The sequence below is a fragment of the Oceanobacillus arenosus genome, from assembly GCF_003369575.1.
Classification (GTDB): domain Bacteria; phylum Bacillota; class Bacilli; order Bacillales; family Amphibacillaceae; genus Oceanobacillus; species Oceanobacillus arenosus.
In genome coordinates, this window is record NZ_PIOC01000002.1 from 77,498 (window position 1) to 98,134 (window position 20,637).

The window sequence follows — 20,637 nt, forward strand, 5'->3', positions numbered from 1 at the left end:
AAAGAAAGTTTTGCTTTAAGAAAGGGTAAACTATCTTTTCAATGGGAAATATAGATATAATAGAGATATAAATGATATTTATTAAAAAAGGAGTGGGCATAAGCTATGGGCGTTCTACAAGAACTATTGCAAGACATTCCAGTTCCAAAAATGGTAAAGGTGAAGCAAACCTTCGATAAATCACAAGTAGAAGATGTTAGCGGTACTTTAAAAGCCGAGTTAGAGAAGGTAAAAGATACGATTGAGCCTGGAATGGAGATCGCAATTGCGGTTGGAAGTAGAGGTGTCGATCGAATCGTTGAGATTACAGCAATCACGGTTCAATTTCTTAAAGATTTAGGTGCGAAGCCATTTATTGTACCAAGTATGGGAAGTCACGGTGGCGCGACTGGACCAGGGCAAAAGGCGGTTCTTGAGCATCTTGGAGTGTCGGAAGAAAGTGTTGGCGCAGAAATCCGTTCGTCAATGGAAGTAATCAAGCTTGGTGAATTACCAAATGGCCTACCGGTTTATATTGATAAATTCGCTTCTGAAGCAGATGGAATTGTTGTCATTAACCGCGTAAAACCACATACTGCCTTCCGTGGCCATGTGGAAAGTGGAATTATGAAGATGATCAGTATTGGTTTAGGGAAACAAAAAGGAGCGGAAGCATGCCATCAATTAGGGTTTAAACATATGGCAGAGCATGTTCCGGCAATGGCTAAATTAGCGATGGAGAAAATGCCCATTTTATTTGGTGTTGCAACGGTAGAAAATGCATTCGACAAAGTTGCTAAAATAGAAGTTCTTAAACCAGAAGAAGTAGAAGAAAGAGAAACAGAATTATTGAAGCTAGCAAAAAATTTATTACCGAAGCTTTTATTCGACCAAATTGACGTACTTGTGATTGATGAAATCGGTAAAAATATTAGTGGGGATGGAATGGACCCGAATATTACGGGAAGATATCCAACACCATATGCACATGGTGGACCAGATGTAACGAAAATGGTTGTACTTGATTTAACACCAGAAGCAGAAGGTAATGCTAATGGCATTGGAACAGCAGATTTTACAACGCAACGACTTGTTGACAAAATGGACAAAGAAGCGACATATGCAAATGGTCTAACATCGACAGTAGTAGGACCAACACATATTTCGACAACATTACCTACAGATAAACAAGCGATTCAAGCAGCAATCAAAACATGCAATATTTTAGACTTTACAAAGGCGAAGGTTGTTCGGATTAAGAACACACTTAAGCTAAGTGAAATCGAAGTATCAGAAACATTCCTTGATTATGTAAAGGAAAATAAGAACATTGAGCAAATTTCCGAACCATATGAATTCGGTTTTGATGATGAAGGAAATTTATTCTAATCAAATCATTTCAACATGATAATTATTAAAAAGCAGGGGGAAATATCCATGACAAATTTATTTGATTTAACTGGTAAAGTAGCAGTTGCAATTGGTGGAAACAGTACACTAGGTGCTTCAATGGCAAAAGGACTTGCAGGACAAGGCGCAAAAGTTGCAATTGTTGGTCGTAATTTAGAAAAAGCAGAAGTAGTAACGAAGGAAATCATTGAAGCTGGTGGCGAAGCAAAATCATTCCAAGCAGACGTTAGTGATCTTCCATCTGTTGAACGTGCTGCAAAAGAAATTGAAGCATGGGCAGGCGGCTGGGATATCGTCCTAAACGCACCAGGTAAAAACAGTTCTACACCATTCTTGGAATTGGAAACAGATGAATGGGATGACATCATGGATGTTAACTTAAAAGGGTTAGTTTTCTCAACACAAATTTTTGCAAAACGTATGATTGAACAAGAAAGAAAAGGAAGCATTATTAATATTTCTTCTGTTTCTTCTAACCCGCCATTATCAAGAGTATTTACTTACTCTGCATCTAAAGCAGGCGTGAACAGTGTTACACAATATTTGGCTAAAGAATTTGCTCCACATGGTATTCGTGTGAATGCGATTATTCCAGGATTCTTCCCTGCAGAGCAAAACCGTAAAATTCTTGATGATGCAAGAATTGAATCAATCATGAAGCATACACCAATGGAACGTTTCGGTGAACCGGAAGAATTACAAGGTGCTGCAATTTACCTTGCTTCTGATAAAGCATCTGGTTTCGTTACAGGTTCGTTCGTACGTGTAGATGGTGGATATGGAAGTATGACAATCTAAATAGTATAATAGAGAATATGAAAGGCTTTGGAGTAAGCTCCAAAGCCTTTTCTAAAGAATCGTGGCAAAGGAAGAGGTAGCTATGGCTAGAGAATTAGCAATCGGACTTGATATCGGCACAACAAGTGTCAAGGCGGTAATATTTGATTTAACGGGGAATTTAGTTGCAGAGGCAGAAGAAATGGTAACAACAACCTATCCTAATCCTGATTGGACGGAACAGGATCCTAAGGAAGTGGAGAAAGCATCTGTAAAGGTGATGAAGGAAGTAGTTGAAAATGCAAAGGCAGATGCTGATGAATTACTAACCGTTGGAATTTCATGTGCAATGCATTCTATTATTTGCATGGATGAGCAAGGTGAGCCATTATCACAGATGCTTATTTGGTCTGACGCAAGAAGCAGTGAGCAAGCGGAGAAGCTGTTGCAAAATGAAGGATTGGATATCTTTGCTCGAACAGGTACACCGATCCACCCGATGTCACCACTGCTTAAATTGATCTGGATGAAAGAAACCAATTATGAGCCCTATCAAAAAGCAGCATATTTCATGTCGATGAAGGAATATTTGTTACAAAAATGGTTTGGTAAACGTGTTGTTGATTATTCAATGGCTTCTGCAACAGGATTACTAAATGTTAAGAATCTCGAGTGGGACGAAGAAACATTAGCAATTGCTGGAATTAGCAAGGAGCAACTTTCTAAGATTGTTCCACCAACAGAGATATTGACGAATATCGATGAAGCAGTTGCAAAGGAAATGGGCATCTCATCAGAAATGCCATTTGTAATCGGTGCGGCTGATGGACAATTAGCGAACCTTGGTAGCGGCGCAATTTTACCCGGTGAAGTAAATGTATCTGTTGGCACAAGTGGTGCAATTCGCCAATTTATTGAAGGTGCGCCTGTTAATGAACACATGGAAACCTTTACGTATGCTTTTACAGATGATACATCAATCATTGGTGGACCTACGAATAATGGTGGGATTGCCTTGCAGTGGTTTAAGGACTTGATTGGATTTAACGGTTCACATGATGAATTACTTGCAGGTGCGGAAGAGGTCGAAGCTGGTTCAGAAGGAATTATTTTCTTACCTTATGTTAACGGGGAACGGGCTCCAATTTGGAATGGACGTGCAAAAGGGAACTTCTATGGTCTGAGTATTGGGCATCATAAGGATCACTTAGCTCGTGCTGTTTTGGAAGGAATCACTTTTAATATTTATCAGATTGGTAAGTCATTAGAAAAGATTGCTGGGAAACCGAAGAAAATTAGTGTCAATGGTGGTCTGTCGAAATCTGGGCTCTGGGTACAAATCATGGCCGATGTATTCGGACAAGATATTCATATCTCGGATACACATCATAATGCGGCATGGGGAGCAGTGTGGACAGGGCTTGTCGGGATTGGTAAAGCAGAGTCCTTCGAAGCGATAAAAGAAAATCTACCTGCTGAAAAGGTAGTCCATCCGAATATGGAAAATCACGAATTGTATTTGCAAGTATATGAGAAATATGAAAGACTTGCGAGGGATTTGGCAGTATACTTCGATTAAGCTAGTAGATAATAATAATAGATTTTTAAAAGAAACGAAACCGATATTAAGTTGGCTTCGTTTCTTTTTTGTATTAAATAAGGATAAAAGCTTTATCGCCGCTTAAGTGCAATGATAAAGCTTTTTCAAATCCTAAAATGTTCCGTGTCGATACAAAGGTTAATCAGTACAGTGAGAGAAGCCGTACCAGCTGGAAAGGGGTCCTCTCATAATAATATTATACAGTTACTGCCAAGCGTTGATTAATTCCGTTGCATCTCCCTTCAGTTGGATATATGCTTCTTCAGACACGGCATTTTTCTTCTTGTACTGTTCCAGTTTCATAATGAATTTTTCTACATGGTGGATAACCTTATCTGCATCACCTTTTTTCTCAAAGTTTTCCACTGGGCTTAACATTGCCTTCAGAGAGTTTACGGTTCCATTATTGGCAAATGCACCTTTATCGGCGAATTGGTCAACAGTTTCAATAATGTCGGATGCTTCTTTCTTATAGGAAAGCCCGAAGTTCAAAGCATAATCGTCACCATTTGCATTCGTATAGGCATAGTCGAATGTTTCTGCGTAGCCTGGTACGTCAGAAGCATTATTCTCCACAGCCTCAATGTCAGCAGGGACAGTGAATGGCATTTTCCCAGTTGGATTATAGTTACCGCGAATAATGTCAACGATAGCATCAGGCGTTGTATTAAATGTTGCAAGTACTGCATCTGCGCCCGGTTCGATTTCATTAATCAACCATGGATTTGTCATATTGACGCCAAGGATGGTTGTTGCCACTTCATTCTGTAGTTTTAGAATACGCTCTGAATCAATGCCAGTATCGGCATTCTTTTTCAATTCAATGGATGGTGGATCGTTCTCCGTATCATCCGTACTCCAGCTCAAAGTAGGCATAACAGACAGATATGCATGGGTTGCTTCTTCTGGTGTATTTACGAGTTGTAATGATGGGTCCGCGAGTTTAAACGATTCTCTTAGGCCTATACTAGCTTCGTCCGCCTTTTTTTGATCTCTCATAAATATTTCTACATAAAGCTTCACTTCTTGTACTTCTTTATCTGATATTGGCAATACTTGTCCAGTCTCCGCATTTCCGTTTCTCAAAAGAACAATGGACTTGCGATGTGCTTCATCTGCTAGTGCTTGAGAACCTACATCATCAGCAATTTCCTGTGCATGTTCTGGATCCACATATGGATTCTCAAATAACCCGAGATCGAACATTTCCGTTAGTAGGAATGAAACGGAATGATTAATTGCAGTTTCTTCGACAAGACCAGTGTTGATTGCTTCTAGAAGCGGTTCTACATTAGTACCTCCAGAGAACATGTTTGTTCCTGCTCCAATTGCCTTAGCATAGCGTTCGGCTTCAGTTAGACGCTCAACGCCCCATATACGTGCACCGTCTTCAATAATGCTAGTATCTGAGTTAACATAGCCATCAAAACCTAGTTCATTACGCAATAGTCCCTGTAGCATCCTTTCATTGTAGGCAAAAGCTACTTCTTCAAATTGCTGTTCCTCGTTGTACCAGAGATGTTTTGGCAATTGAATTGCACTTCCATCATTCACTGGCTTTGCGTAATACGGCATGATCGATGTAGGTCCTGCTGCTATCGCTGCCATAAACGGTGGAAGATGGTAATTGTACAGACTTCCTTCTGTTGGATATTCATTCGTACTTCCCCATTCATGGTGCGGGTCGGTACCTTCCACACGCGGGCCTCCACCTGCAAAGTGCTTAATTGTCAGGGAAACACTGTTTTCACCCAGTTCCTCTCCCTGGAACCCTTCCACAATTGATGTGATCATTTCTGATACAAGCTCTGGATCTTCCCCGAAAGTACCATCAGTTCTTGTCCAGCGAGGCTCTGTTAGCAAATCAGCCATATATCCATAAAGCTTGTGGATTCCTGTAGCTCGCCATTCAGTTGCCGCTGTTTCAGCGAATTCCTTTACTAACTCTGGATCCTGTGTTGCAGCAAGTCCGAGTTCACCTGGCCAGGTCGATAACTGACCGCCAGCTTCAGCATGACCGTATGTCTGATTTGGGTTGACATGATTTCGCGGATTGGAAGTCATTACAACCGGAATACCAAGACGAGAAGCCTCTCCAAGTTCTTGGAATTCATTGTTTCGAGTTGCGAGATCTCTTGGCTCCGGATCATCACGGATAATGAAATAACGTAAATGATCATCCTGAAGTTTGACACGACTTGATTGGTTATTGAAAGAGGAAATAAGCATTAATCCCGCTTTCTCCTCCACAGTCATTTGGGAAATAAGGTTGTCCACTCGTTCCTCCACCGGCAATCTCCAGTCTTCATAAGTATCAACTTCTCCATTGGCATTTAGGTCTCTAAAGGACTCCCCATCCAGGGTAAGGACTTCTTTTACCCTCGTTTCTACATTCGGACTTTCAGCTTTCGCACCAGTAGCTCCAATAGTAGGGACAGCAGGAGTGAAAGCAATTAGTGCGGCTAATGACAGTACACCTACTTTTGTTAAGTTTTTCCATTTTAGGTACATGTGTTTTCTCCTTTACTTTTTGATATAGAGCTTGGACATTAACCGATAGTTTATTTGCTTATGCCCCTTTCTTCGATTTTGGATAAGATTATGTGCAAATAATGACTAGTTAATATAGACAGCAAACAAACTATTTGCTCCCCATTGTATTTGTAAGCGCTTTACAAATCAAGTATTATTCGCTATATTTTGAAAAATGAGAATAAAGAACTGGTTACTGAAAAGAAAATGTCCATAATGGTTCGATGGTCATAATTGGTATTTAAATAGATTCTGTTTTGAATTAGCCGCACAACTATAAACAGCTACTTTCGATAATTTGGCTTGAAAATGACAACACTTACATATATGATAAACTTATCTGATAATTTGTTTAGCTTACAAACTTTTTTCATATTTCACAAAGCTATTACTTCGGGAGGAATAAATGAAACAACATCCTATCTTTCGTTATCTTTATATCTATTATTCTTTTGTTTTTTTACTTAGCATTACGAATGTATTCATAGAAAGTGATCGTTTAAACTACATCATTGGGATTTTTGCCATTGTGATGCTAGCAATCTCGTTTATTGGAGCATCGAATCTTTTTAGGATTCTAGGTGGTGCATTTATTATCGTTGGTGGTATTGTATTCATTACTTCAGGCCAATTACTGGTAAATATTCCTGGTATCGTTACATCCAACATGTCCTTATTAACGCTTCTAGCAATGTTACCATGGATGAATAGTGTCGTTAAGAGTGGTAGATTTGATCGTAGTATGAATAAACTACTGAATGCAAATGTTTCTGATTTGGGTAAGCTCTATCCCCGCAGTTCTATTACGACGCTTACATTAGCGGCATTCTTAAATCTATCAGCAGCATCCATCTCACAAGACGTGCTAAAGGAAAATTTGAAGTCAGTAAGTAAAAAGGTACGTAATTCATTTATAAGCACAGCTACACTCAGGGGCTATACATTAGCATTATTATGGAGTCCGTTGGAGATATTATTAGCTGTGTCCATATTTACTACTGGGGTCAGTTATGTTTCCTTATTACCATGGTTACTTTTGATTGCTGTCATTACTTTTCTACTAGATTCCATTTGGGGACGAATATATTACAAGAAATATACATATGAGAATGTATCAAAACCTAGTGGTAACACGGACATGAAAGGCGTAACAAAGAAGATTATCCATCTGATGCTAGCACTCATTTTATTTTTAACCTTTGTTATTTCTTTAGGAAATCTATTTCAGCTTGATTTTATCTTTACAGTGACCATTTTAATTTTACCTTTCTCTCTGATTTGGGCGCTCATAATGAAGCGAGGGCGTAGCTTCTGGGCAATTGGCTGGCCAACATGGAAAAACAAAACGAATTCAATGCAAAATTTTACTGTATTATTTATCTCTCTAGCCTTTTTTGCAAATAGTATAAGTGGAACAGCATTTTTAGATTTTATTCAACAACCAGTTCTCGCTTTCATCGATTATCCGATCATTATTTTTGTTATCATTCAGTTGATCTTTATTTTTATGAGCATGTTCGGCGTACATCCAATTGCTACAATTGGAATTCTAAGCGGAATTATTGCTACATTACTGGAAACGATGAATCCAATTAGTCTAGCTATTGTGTTAGTAACTAGCGCAATTGCTACATTAACGGTAGGGTCCTATGGATTGGTCGTTCAATTAACCTCGATGAATATTGGACAAAATCCGTATAAAATCACTTTAAATAACTTGCCATATGCGCTAGTATTTGGCGGGATTGGCTCTATTATTGCTTATCTTCTTTTATAGTACTGGAAATAGAGAGGGAAAATTCATTTGAGTTTTTACTCTTTATTTAATAAAACGCTTGAAATGTTAAACGCTTACAATTATAATAATATTAAGATAGTTTGTTTAACGAACAAATAATATCGATGGGGGGAAACTTTGGCTAGCTGTTTCATCATAATTTAAAGGGGGATTTAAGATGAAAAAGAAATTAGGATTATTATTGATGGCTTTAATTGTACTTTTCTTAGTAGCTTGTGGTGGGGATTCGGAAGACGCTAGTTCAAACGATACAGGTGGATCTGAAGATAGCAGTTCAAATGATACAGAGTCATCAGAAGGTAGCGAAGAAACCGTTACTTTGCGCCTAGCTGAAAACCATCCAGAGGATTATCCAACTACCATTGGTGATAAAGAATTTGCTAGATTAGTTGAAGAGAAAACAGACGGCCGTTATAAGATAGAGGTATATTCAGGTGGACAATTAGGGGAAGAATCGGATGTACTGGAGCAAGTACAATTAGGTACAATCGAATTAACTAGAGTTAATGCTATTCCGTTAACACAGTTCTCTAATGATATCGGTGTGTTATCAATGCCTTATTTATTTGATGATGAAGAGGCTAAATGGGAGAAGTTAAATGGCGATGTCGGTCAAGAGCTTTTAGGTACATTAGAAGGGTCGAATCTAGTAGGACTAGCATTCTATGATTCTGGTGAAAGAAGCTTCTACAATACGGAACGTCCAATAACTTCTCCAGAAGATATGAAAGGGCTTAAAATTCGAGTGCAAAACTCTGAATTGGCGATTAGCATTGTAGAGGCATTAGGCGCTTCAGCTACACCAATGGAATATGGTGAGGTTTACTCTGCCTTACAAACAGGGGTTATTGAAGGGGCAGAAAATAACTTTCCAAGCTACTATACGTCGAATCATTATGACGTAGCGAAGTATTTTACGACTAATGGGTATCAAGGTACACCAGAGGTACTAATTGCCTCACAAAGTACATGGGATAAAATAAGTGATGAAGATAAAGAATTATTTAAAGAAGCAGCATTAGAATCAGTAGATGTACAACGAGAGGCTTGGGCTAAATTAACGGAAGAAGCAAGAGATGCTGTTGTCGAAGCAGGAAGTGAGCTAATCGAGGTTGATGACCTGTCTGCATGGAGAGATGCTGTACAACCAGTCTATGATGAGTATGGTGATCAATATGGTGAATGGATTGATAAATTAACTGAATAATTTCTTGAACAAATAAGGGGGAGCGAATGATTATCTTCCCCTTCCTTACTTTACATACTAGGGGGATTGCTATGAAGGTTTTAAAAACAACGAAAATGATCCTTGATCGGTTATTATTATTATTAGCATTAATCGCGCTTGCAGCAATGCTTATCGTCATTATTTATCAGGTCTTCTCTCGTCAGTTTTTTAGCTCAACACCATCCTGGTCAGAGGAATTATCCCGATTGTTATTTGTATGGGTTAGCTTTCTTGGGATTGCTTACGGTTTCAAGGAGAAGTTACATATTGCATTAGGACTTTTTGTAAATATGTTACCGAAAAAGGTTCAAGATATCTTTGACTACTTTGCGAAGGCTTTAGTAATATTCTTTGGTGTCATTATGATTTATTACGGCTGGAATTTTACCACGCTGATGTCAAATAATATTATGCCTGGGACAGGATTACCGTCCAGTGCATTATATATAGTTATACCAATATCAGGATTTTATGTGACGCTATATGGGATAGAATTATTATTTAAGAAAGGCATGCATCAGGAATATGATGTGAGTGAGGGGTGAAATGATGGAGGTACTTATTTTATTTGGTAGTTTTATATTACTCTTGATATTTAGAGTTCCAATTGCACTTACACTTATCATTTCATCCTTATTTACAGGTATCTACATGGGAATTGATCCAGCTGCTCTTGTACAGCGAATGGTTGGTGGGCTAGATTCCTTCGCCTTATTAGCTATTCCGTTCTTTATCCTTGCAGGGGAAATTATGAATGAAGGCGGTATTTCTAATCGATTAATCAACCTTGCAAATGTTATTATTGGGAGAATTCGAGGCGGACTTGCAATGGTTAACGTCTTAGCGAGTACCTTCTTCGGTGGTATTTCTGGTTCGGCGATTGCAGATACCTCTTCCTTAGGATCTGTATTGATCCCGATGATGAAAAAGCAAAAATATGATGCAGATTATGCTGTTGCTGTAACCATTTCAAGTTCAACACAGGCGGTTTTGATTCCTCCGAGTCATAATATGATTATCTACTCAACAGCCGCTGGTGGGGTATCAATTGGTGCTCTATTTATGGGCGGTTTGGTTCCAGGTATATTGCTTGGTATAGTATTAATGATTATAACCTATGCACTTGCGGTTAAGCGAAACTATCCTAAAGGGGAGCATGTTAGTAAAGAGCAAATTCCGAAGATCGTTCGTGAAGGTATACTTGGGTTACTTACAATCGTCATTATTATTGGTGGTATTTTAAGTGGACTTTTTACAGCAACAGAGTCTGCGGCTATTGGAGCGCTTTATGCGTTTATTATCACTTTCTTTGTGTATCGGGAGATCTCAATTTCCAGAATGGGGATTATTTTAGAACGGACATTTAGAACATTAGCAATGGTGCTATTCTTAATTGGTGCATCATCTGCATTTGGCTGGCTCCTAGCATTATTAAAAGTACCAGCAATGGTATCAGAGGCATTACTAACCGTCTCACCAAATAATGCAGTAACGATTCTTATTATCTTAGTCATCTTATTATTATTGGGAATGGTTATGGATATGGCTCCACTAATCCTAATTACGACACCCATTTTATTACCTGTTGCAATAAGTGCGGGAATGGATCCGGTTCATTTTGGAGTTGTATTAATTCTGACTCTAGGTATTGGCTTAGTAACCCCACCGGTAGGATCGGTGCTCTTTGTCGGATCGGCAATAGGGAAGATGTCGATAGAAAAGGCATCGAAGGCAATGCTGCCTTTTTATGCAGTGATGATTATTCTATTGCTAATGGTTGCATATATCCCACAAATTGTCCTATTCTTGCCTAATATACTAGGGCTTTAGAAACTGGAAGCTTTTAGAGGGATGTTATTTAAATAAAGCGTATTTCCTAATAAAAAATGAAGCCCGTTACTTTATTGGGGCTTCGTTTTTTGTTTTAGGATAGGAAAGTAAAAAATTCCCCTGTTTTAATTCCCGTAACAAGAGAAGCCACGTCCAGCTCGTACGCTATACTCCTATCGAGACTTTCCTCACCTTATGACAATCTAAGTCAACTGCTTACGCTCTCAAAGAGTTTCCTTTATCTCCTACGGCAAAAGGCCTGGTAGAACATCGCTAAACGGGCACTTACGCTTTTGTTCATAAAAACGATAAGCAAATTTAAATTTATAAAAAAATTGTCGAAAAGGGTTGATTTTCGTAACGCTTACATATAAAATAAGATTATGAAATTAGTTTGTTTACTAAACAAACGATATATTCTATTAATTTTTATTGAAGATACAAGATATGATTTTGTGGGAAAAATCTAATAAATGATAGCGGTTTATTAATATTGAAGGTGAAATGGAAAAGAAAATTTCGACGTTAATTAGCAAATTAAATGCGTAAACATTACAAAATGTAAGCGGATATATAGCTTTAGTGATTTTGACTTCTTGGGAGGGAACATGATGCGTCCATTCGGTATGCGTGATAAACTTGGTTATTTATTTGGTGATTTTGGAAACGATTTCTTCTTTATTCTAGTAAGTTCATTCTTAATGGTTTACTATACAGATGTTTTTGGCATTAGTGCTGCAGTTGTTGGGGGACTTTTTGCAGTTGCACGATTATGGGATGCGGTAGCTGATGTTGTGTGGGGTAGATTTATTGATACGAGAAAATCTGGAAAACATGGGAAATTCAGACCGTGGATCTTCAGAATGTCATTCCCGCTTGTTATTTCTGGGGTGTTAATGTTTGTGCATATTCCGGGTATGTCGGATGGATTTTACTTGGCATATGCGTTTGTGACTTACATCTTATGGGGAACATTGTATTCTACAGTAAATATCCCTTATGGTTCAATGGCGTCGGTTATCTCTGAAAACGCTTTAGATCGTACTTCATTATCTTCATATCGTGGTTTGGGGGCAGCATTTGCAGGTATCATTGTAAATGCAGTTGCACCACTAATCGTATTTAAAAACAATGTGGCCGATGCAGGTGGTTTCTTAACAGCAGCAATCATCTTTGGAATTCTTGCACTTGCATGTTACATGGCTTGTGTGGGATTAACAACAGAACGGGTTGTAGCGCAAGAGAATGATGGTGAAAAGGTTAGCTTACGTGCAACAGCTAAAGGACTCGTGAAAAATAAGCCATTAATTGCTATTTTACTAGCATCACTTGTTTTCATGGTAAGTTCTTTGTTGATAGGTTCTGTAAATGTGTATTTGTTTAAAAATTACTTTGGTAATGCGGCAGCGTTAAGTATTGTTGGTGTGATTCAAACCATTGCAATGATTGTAGCAATGCCGTTAGTTAAACCTTCAGTTGCTTGGTTTGGTAAAAAGGAATTAGTATCGGCAGGAATGCTGCTTTCCGCTGTTATATATGGTGTTTTATATTTATTACCAAATGTAACAACGACCGGGTTCATTATCATTGCAGCGTTTGGAATGTTCGGCTTTTCGTTCTTCAACCTCGTGGTTTGGGCATTTGTAACAGATGTAATCGATTATCATGAGCTTATCACTGGATTACGTGAAGATGGAACCGTCTATTCGATTTACTCATTCGCCCGTAAAGTTGGACAAGCAATTGCTGGTGGATTAGGTGGTGTGGCAATAACTGGGGTAGGTTATGATTCTGCTCTTAAAGTACAAACACAAGCAACCCTTGATGGAATCTATAGCCTTGCAACACTAGTGCCATCCATTATCTTTTTAGTAGTATTCTTAATTCTAGTATTTTTCTATCCATTAACTAAACAGCGTGTAAGTAAGCTTTCATCGGATTTGGCAGAGAAGAGAGAAATGGGAAAAAAATAAAGATTACTCGATGAATCAATTGTAACACCCATTTACTATCGTCTGAGGACAGTAGTAAATGGGTGTTTTATATTTAATCAAAAAAAAGAAAAAAAGTATTGCTTTTTTAAGCGCTTACATATATTATAAATTTATAGTTAGTTGGTTTGCAAAACAAACTATGAAACTATGTTAATATTGATCAGGGCAGTAGATCAATAGATTATGGAATTTGCAACATTAATTTTTGTAATAGTCAATAAAATGGAAACGGTTGATTTAACAAAAGGGGGATAATAATATGTCGGGTACAGTAGTGGATGGTGGGCAAAGGTATAACAGAGCGAAGATGTGGCAAATTGGTCTTTTTGCATTAAATAATACTGCAACAAATCTTTATGCGTTTATCCTGGCGTTTGTTGCCTATTATGCTACAGGAATTGCCGGTCTGGCGGTTGTAGTTGTAAGTACTATTATAACAGCAAGTCGAATTTTTGACGGTATTACAGACCCAATTGTAGGCTTTATCGTTGATAAGTTGGAGACTAGATTCGGTAAATTCCGACCGTTAATGATTATAGGAAATGTTATCTTAGCAACATCGGTACTAATCATATATAATGTCACACATTTATTACCGGAGTCAATGCAATTGATCTTCTTTGTACTGATATATGCTATATATATCATTGGTTATACATTCCAAACAACGATTACAAAGGCAGCTCAAACGGTATTAACGAATGATCCAAAGCAACGACCGCTTTACGCTGTATTTGATGGTGTTTACAATACACTTTTATTTACAGGAGGTCAGATTTTTGTTGCTTCTTATCTGATGGTAAAGTATGGTGGCTTTACAATGGGATTATTTACAGAGTTGAATACGATTGCAATCATTGCTTCCGCAGTCTTTACAATTCTAGCAGCCATTGCAATCTCACAGAAGGACCGTAAAGAGTTTTATGGATTAGCAGAAGATACAACAAACACAAGGTTCCGTGATTATTGGACAATCTTAAAGGGAAACAGACCATTGCAACTGCTAAGTATTGCTACGACTATGGACAAGCTTGGCTTCTCTCTATTAAGATATTCCGTAGTAATGGTTATGTTGTTCGGAATCTTATTGGGTGATTATGGATTAAGTGGTACCATTTCCGCTATTACAGTTATCCCAATTTTATTAATAACTTTTGTAGCGGTTGCAATCTCAAGGAAATCTGGTATGAGAAAGGCCTATATCATTTCAACCTGGATAGCCTTCTTATCCTTAGTTGGTCTCGTTGCTTTATTCTTACTGGTAAACGATCCAACATCAATGTCACTTTCAAATATTGGTATCAGCATGATTCTATTCATTATCTTGTATACGCTCGCTCTTGGGTTCGGTGGCGTTCCATCAACACTTGTTAATCCAATGATCGCTGATGTCTCGGACTATGAAACATCAAAATCGGGTCGCTATATACCTGGAATGTTAGGAACACTATTTTCATTTATTGATAAGCTCGTGACATCTTTAGCACCTGCAATTGTAGGGATTGCAGTTGCGATGATAGGATTTAGCAACGAATTTCCGACGGTTGATGACGCATTAACGACACCTCTATTTGCAATGACAATCATTTTAGCATTTGGAATTCCAGCAATATTATTAGTTGTGTCACTTACCATGATGAAATTCTATAAATTAGATGATAAGAAAATGGAAGAAATTCAGGCTACCATTGCAGAAATGAAAGAGAAGTCTAACAAGGACGGCGGAGTTGCAATGTAATATCTTTATAAAGGAACTGTATCGATAGTCATTAATCGGTACAGTTTTTTCCCTTATGATATTCTATTCATATCCTCATTAGCTTTGACTAAGCAACTGAATTTACCCTTTAATTTTAACAATAAGAAATATAAAAAGGGTACTGATTTGAAAAGTGCTTCCCAAAAAGATAAAAAAGGTATTGATTTTTCAAGCGCTTACATATATTATATAATTTATAGTTAGTTGGTTTGCAAAACAAACTATAAAACTAGAGTAATGTTGATCTGGGCAGTAGATCAATAGATTTGGGAATTTGCAGTATAAATTTTTATAATAATCAAGTAAATGAAAGCGGTTTATTAAACAAAAGGGGGAATATTATATGTCAAGTACAGTAATGGAAAATGAGCAAAGGTATAACAGGACGAAGTTATGGCGGATTGGATTTTTTACATTGAATAACACAGCAACAAATATCTATTTATTTTTAATCGGGTTCTTATCCTATTATGCTGCTGGTATTGCTGGATTAGCAGTAGTACTAGTTAGTACCCTTTTAGGGGCTGCAAGGTTATTTGATGGTCTAATTGACCCAACGATAGGTTATATCATTGATAAAACAGAAACAAAATTTGGCAAATTTAGACCTATCATTGTCATTGGAAATATCATTACCATCCTTTCTGTCGTATTGATTTTTACAACACATTTATTACCAGAAGGTTTTCGTTTAATATTTATAATATTTGCATTAGTCGTCCATAAAATTGGCTATTCGTTACAAACCTCTGCAACAAAAGCTGGACAAACCGTTTTAACAAATGATCCGAAGCAACGTCCGCTTTATATGGCATTTGACGGCGTTTATAATATTTTTGTTTTTACAGTCGGGCAATTTTATGTTGCTAACTATTTAGTCGCGAAATATGGCAATTTTACAATGAGTTTGTTTATTGAATTGGTTGCTACAGCTGTAATACTTTCAACAATATTTACTATCCTTGCTGTTATTGGTATTTCAAGTAAAGATAAAAAGGAATACTACGGCTTAGGTGAAGAAACAGTAGAAACGAAATCTTTACGTGATTATTGGCGCGTAATAAAAGGAAATCGCCAATTGCAATTGCTTACAATATCGGCTTCAATGGACAAATTAGGCAATACGCTTGGCAGGGATGCTGTAGTAACAGTTATGTTATTTGGTATCCTACTAGGAAATTACGGTCTAAGTGGTACAATTGGATTAATTACGGTGATACCAGGACTGTTAATAACCTTCTTTGTGACATGGCTTGCAAGAAAGTCAGGACTTCGAAAGACGTATCTTATAGCTGCATGGATTGGTTTACTATCGTATTTAGCTTTTATTCCATTTTTCCTGATTTTAGACGATCCGACAGTTATTTCACTTGAAAGTATCGGATTTGCAACAATCTTATTTATCTTATTACGTACATTTGCCCAAGGATTTGGTGGTGCTCCAACAACGCTTGTGGTTCCAATGATTGCTGACGTTTCAGACTATGAAACTGCTAAATCTGGTCGTTATGTAGCGGGTATGTTTGGAACAATCTTTTCCTTCATTGATCAATTAGTATCATCACTTGCACCAATCATTGTTGGTTTCGTTGTAGCGGCTATAGGTTTTGGAGAGGCTTACCCAACAGTAACGGATACGTTAACACCATCACTACTTACAGGATTGATAGTCTTGGCATTTATAATACCAGCAGCATGTTTGTTGATTGCTGCAATTACAATGCATTTCTATAAACTTGACAGAAAGACAATGGAAGACGTTCAAGATAAAATTTCAAAAGCGAGAGGGAATTCGCCATCACCTAAGACTCCTAATGAAACTGCTGTATAATAGGTAAATTAAGAGCTATATCGATTGTTTTCATCGGTATAGCTTTTTTCGTTTATTATAGATGAGCCAATCTTCATAAAAATCCACTTCTACAACTCATTATTATCCCTAACTGAATCTTCTTATTAATTTTAAAAATAAGAAATGTGACAGCGGCATTGAAAAGAAAAACGCTTTCTTGTATGATAATAGTAAATTTATTTAGTTTGGTTATTAAACAAATCAAACGAAGAAGATCTGTAAGTAGCTTAATAGCTTAATTAACATATGGGGATTTATTGCAGGTTTAGTATCATTACTGCATAAGTAACTCTTCATTATCGTGTTGTTATTTACTTTTTGCCATTTCGGAAAGCGATAACAAGTTTGGAGGAACTAGGAGGAATAAGCATGGATTGGATTATTGACAATATGCCGATTATTTCGGTGGTAATTGGTGTAGCACTGCTTCTATACTTAAACATGCGATTGAAGCTTAATAGTTTTATCGCGCTATTAATTTCTGCGATTTTCGTAGGGATCTTAAATGGAATGCAGTTGACAGAAGTCTTGGCAACGATTAAGGCTGGATTTGGAAGTACGCTTGGAAGTTTAGCTCTAATCATCGGATTTGGTGCAATTTTAGGTAAATTAATGGTTGATTCGGGAGCAGCACAGCGAATCGCATCAACGCTACTAGAGAAATTCGGTGTGAAGAAGGTAGAATGGGCGTTAATTATTATTGGTGCAGTATTTGGAATCTCTGTCTTTTATGAGGTTGCCTTTATGATTCTAGCTCCACTCGTAATTAGTATTGCAATAGAAGCTAAAGTACCATATTTACGTTTAGGGATTACAATGGTTGCGGCGACAACGCTCGCACATAGTATCTTCCCACCACAGGCAGGGCCAACTGCGCTGGTAGCAGCATATGGTGCGGATATGGGTATGGTTTATATCTTAGGTATTATCGTATTTATTCCTGCGGTTATTGCGGCTGGGATTATTTTACCGAGATTGTTAAAGAATCTTGATCATGAAGTTCCAGAATTAATGGAAAAACCAAAAGAATTTACAGATGAAGAAATGCCTGGATTTGGTATTAGTCTATTAGTTCCATTGATTCCAGCAATCATGATTACAGCAGCAACAATCATGAATTTATTCATCGATGAAGGTACGTTGCTTCATCAACTAGTAAACTTCCTTGGAAGTGCAGAGGTTAGTTTATTAATTGCTGTATTAATTGGAATTTATGTATTTGGACTTCGAGTTGGTCGTAATATGTCTCAAGTAATGGACACATTCGGCGATGCAATTAAAGGGATTGCATTAATTATCTTCATTGTCGGTGCTGGTGGAGCCTTCAAAGAAATTATTCTTGAAGCAGGTGTTGGTGATTATATTGCCGACATGATGCAAAATACAACCGTTTCACCATTAATTATGGCATGGTTTATTACAGCATTGATTCGAATTGCAACAGGTCAAGGTGTTGTGTCTGCTATAACAGCAGCAGGAATTGTAGGTCCATTAATTGACACATTCGATGTAAGCCCTGTCTTGATGGTGCTTGCGACAGCAGTTGGTAGTAACACAATTACACATGTAAACGATGCGTCGTTCTGGTTGTTTAAGGAATACTTTGGTCTAACGATTAAAGACACATTCAAGACTTGGGGGCTTCTACTCTTAACGACTTCTGTTGTTGGTATATGTGTCGTCTTGATTCTAGATATATTTATATAATGGCATTTGTGAGTGCATGGTGTGAAATTCAGACAGAGTATGTATGATTTGTATATGCTCTGTTTTTTTGTAGTTAAGAAAGTATAACGACTTTCTTACTACATAAGTGCAACCAAGTCTTCTAATATCTTATTAAAAAATTTAAAGAAAACGCTTGCTTTATTAACTGCTTTCGAATATTATTAATGTACAGTTAATTTGTTCGACCAACAAATTAATTAAGCTATTGAAAAGCGAACTAGAATAAAAGAGCAAATAGAGGGGGATCAGCAGAAATCAAGTGATATTCACCTTTGTTCAATTGAATGCGTTATCACAACTTTATGAGATGATGCTTTAGCAAATGTAAAATCGATTATCGAGAAGTGGCTAACGCTCAATTTAGTAGGTAAGAAAGCATAAATACTTTCTTAACGAATAAGTGCAACTAAGGCTGTCAATTGAAAGCTGTGTGACGACCAAGGTTTCCATGTGATGAAGCTGAATATAAATGAATTGATTCATATGTGGGGCAGGATAACTGCTATAGTTATAGTCTAGTAAGTCAAATGAACACGTTATCAAATATTAGTTTATTGGGTAAACAAACAAAGGATTTTACATCATGAAAATGTTGGAGGGGAATAAAATGCGCAAGTTCGGTATGAGAGATAAGATTGGTTATATGTTTGGTGATTTTGGAAACGATTTCTTCTTTATTCTAGTAAGCTCACTTTTAATGGTTTACTATACAGATGTTTTTGGAATTAGTGCTGCCGTCGTTGGAGGGCTATTCCTAATTGCAAGATTATGGGATGCTGTTGCCGATGTCACCTGGGGCCGATTCATTGATACGAGGAAAGCTGGAAAGCATGGGAAATTTAGACCGTGGATCTTCAGAATGTCATTCCCGCTTGTTATCTCTGGAGTGTTAATGTTTGTTCATATTCCGGGTATGTCGGATGGGTTTTATTTGGCATATGCGTTCGTAACTTACATCTTATGGGGGACACTGTATTCTACAGTAAATATCCCATATGGTTCGATGGCGTCAGTAATCTCAAGTGATCCAGTTGAACGTACATCATTATCAAGCTTCCGAGGGTTAGGAGCGGCTTTAGCGGGAATTATTGTTAATGCGGTTGCACCGTTAATCGTATTTGTTGATAATCAGGCGGTTGCAAGCCGTTTTCTATTAGCGGCTATTATCTTCGGGGTACTCTCAATTGCTTGTTATATGGCATGTGTCTCGATGACAACAGAACGAGTTGTTGCACCTGAAAATAGTAAAGAAAATAAAGGTATGGGCAAAACAGTCAAAGGACTTGTGAAAAACAGACCGTTAATCGCGCTTCTAATAACATCCTTAACTTTTATGATTGGATTAATGTTGATTGGTGCTGTTAACGTCTATCTATTTAAAGATTACTTTAGTAATGCAGCAGCACTAAGTATTGTGGGAGTACTGCAATCAGTGACAACATTTATTGCAATGCCATTGGTGAAACCATTAGTAGCTAAATTTGGTAAGAAGGAATTAGCATCTGCTGGAATGTTGATAGCGGCAGCGGTTTACTTGTTACTTTACTTTATGCCACATTTAACGCTCGTTCCATTTATTATTCTATTAACTATTGCAATGTTTGCTTATACTTTCTTTAATTTAGTTGTATGGGCATTCGTAACGGATGTAATTGATTACCATGAATATTTAACAGGCTTACGTGAAGATGGTACCGTTTATTCTATTTACTCATTTTCCCGTAAGGTTGGACAAGCGATTGCTGGTGGTATTGGTGGTGTTGCACTAACAGCGGTTGGCTATAACGAAGCATTAAATGTACAAACAGGAGAAGCACTTGATGGGATTTATATGTTAGCAACGCTTGTTCCTGGTCTCATTCTTCTTGTCGTATTCTTGATTCTATTATTTGGCTATCCATTATCGAAGCAACGTACACTTCAGCTTGCAGCAGATTTAGCTGAGAAGAGACAAGCGAAGATCGATGAAGAGAAATAATTTTTAATTAGTATAACGATTGATTATGGAGACGATTATTATTCGAGTTGAATAATGATCGTCTTCTTTGCTTCGGTGAGATTTGGCTCATTATTGACAAATTTAGACAAAACTCGGGGAGTGCCAGGCACCTAGATGTTTCTCAGCTATAAGGATAGAATTTTATCGAAAT

General features: G+C 37.5%; 13 protein-coding genes. 12 read left to right on the forward strand and 1 reads right to left on the reverse strand.

The genetic code is table 11. From position 1 onward, the window contains the following. Positions 1–105: 105 nt before the first annotated feature. From CWR48_RS02300 to CWR48_RS02310, 3 genes are all read left to right on the forward strand, one after another. Positions 106–1,368 carry a nickel pincer cofactor-dependent isomerase, group 22 gene (locus CWR48_RS02300; protein WP_115771428.1) on the forward strand — a complete coding sequence of 421 codons (1,263 nt, stop codon included), beginning with the start codon at positions 106–108 and terminating at the stop codon, positions 1,366–1,368. A gap of 48 nt (positions 1,369–1,416) precedes the next feature. After that, complete coding sequence (locus CWR48_RS02305; RefSeq protein ID WP_115771429.1) at positions 1,417–2,187, forward strand: SDR family oxidoreductase; 771 nt, start codon at positions 1,417–1,419, stop codon at positions 2,185–2,187. Between the two features lie 82 nt (positions 2,188–2,269). Continuing rightward, entirely contained in the window at positions 2,270–3,745 is a 1,476-nt protein-coding gene (locus tag CWR48_RS02310; protein ID WP_115771430.1) for a gluconokinase, read from the forward strand. A 225-nt stretch (positions 3,746–3,970) separates the two neighbouring features. Here CWR48_RS02310 and CWR48_RS02315 read toward each other — a convergent pair whose 3' ends face one another. Next, entirely contained in the window at positions 3,971–6,277 is a 2,307-nt protein-coding gene (locus CWR48_RS02315) for a glycoside hydrolase family 3 protein (RefSeq protein WP_115771431.1), read from the reverse strand. A gap of 427 nt (positions 6,278–6,704) precedes the next feature. On the opposite strand from CWR48_RS02315, the gene CWR48_RS02320 reads away from it, so the two are divergent. The 9 genes from CWR48_RS02320 to CWR48_RS02360 all read left to right on the forward strand — a co-directional run bounded on the left by CWR48_RS02320 (position 6,705) and on the right by CWR48_RS02360 (position 20,465). Beyond that, a complete protein-coding gene (locus CWR48_RS02320; protein ID WP_115771432.1) occupies positions 6,705–8,075 on the forward strand; it encodes a hypothetical protein in 1,371 nt (456 codons plus the stop codon). A gap of 178 nt (positions 8,076–8,253) precedes the next feature. Next, on the forward strand, positions 8,254–9,303 hold the full coding sequence (locus tag CWR48_RS02325) for a TRAP transporter substrate-binding protein (protein ID WP_115771433.1): 1,050 nt from the start codon (positions 8,254–8,256) through the stop codon (positions 9,301–9,303). 71 nt (positions 9,304–9,374) lie between these two features. Next, positions 9,375–9,869: a TRAP transporter small permease gene (locus CWR48_RS02330; protein WP_170140666.1), complete on the forward strand. Its 495-nt coding sequence runs from the start codon at positions 9,375–9,377 to the stop codon at positions 9,867–9,869. Between the two features lie 4 nt (positions 9,870–9,873). Beyond that, positions 9,874–11,154: a TRAP transporter large permease gene (locus tag CWR48_RS02335; RefSeq protein ID WP_115771435.1), complete on the forward strand. Its 1,281-nt coding sequence runs from the start codon at positions 9,874–9,876 to the stop codon at positions 11,152–11,154. A 608-nt stretch (positions 11,155–11,762) separates the two neighbouring features. After that, on the forward strand, positions 11,763–13,127 hold the full coding sequence (locus tag CWR48_RS02340) for an MFS transporter (protein ID WP_211316675.1): 1,365 nt from the start codon (positions 11,763–11,765) through the stop codon (positions 13,125–13,127). 280 nt (positions 13,128–13,407) lie between these two features. Beyond that, positions 13,408–14,886, forward strand: a complete 1,479-nt coding sequence (locus tag CWR48_RS02345; RefSeq protein ID WP_115771437.1) for an MFS transporter — start codon at positions 13,408–13,410, stop codon at positions 14,884–14,886. Positions 14,887–15,250: 364 nt separating this feature from the next. After that, positions 15,251–16,738: an MFS transporter gene (locus CWR48_RS02350; protein WP_115771438.1), complete on the forward strand. Its 1,488-nt coding sequence runs from the start codon at positions 15,251–15,253 to the stop codon at positions 16,736–16,738. 390 nt (positions 16,739–17,128) lie between these two features. Further along, a complete protein-coding gene (locus tag CWR48_RS02355) occupies positions 17,129–18,466 on the forward strand; it encodes a gluconate:H+ symporter (protein ID WP_115771439.1) in 1,338 nt (445 codons plus the stop codon). A 628-nt stretch (positions 18,467–19,094) separates the two neighbouring features. After that, complete coding sequence (locus CWR48_RS02360; protein ID WP_115771440.1) at positions 19,095–20,465, forward strand: MFS transporter; 1,371 nt, start codon at positions 19,095–19,097, stop codon at positions 20,463–20,465. Positions 20,466–20,637 lie beyond the last annotated feature (172 nt).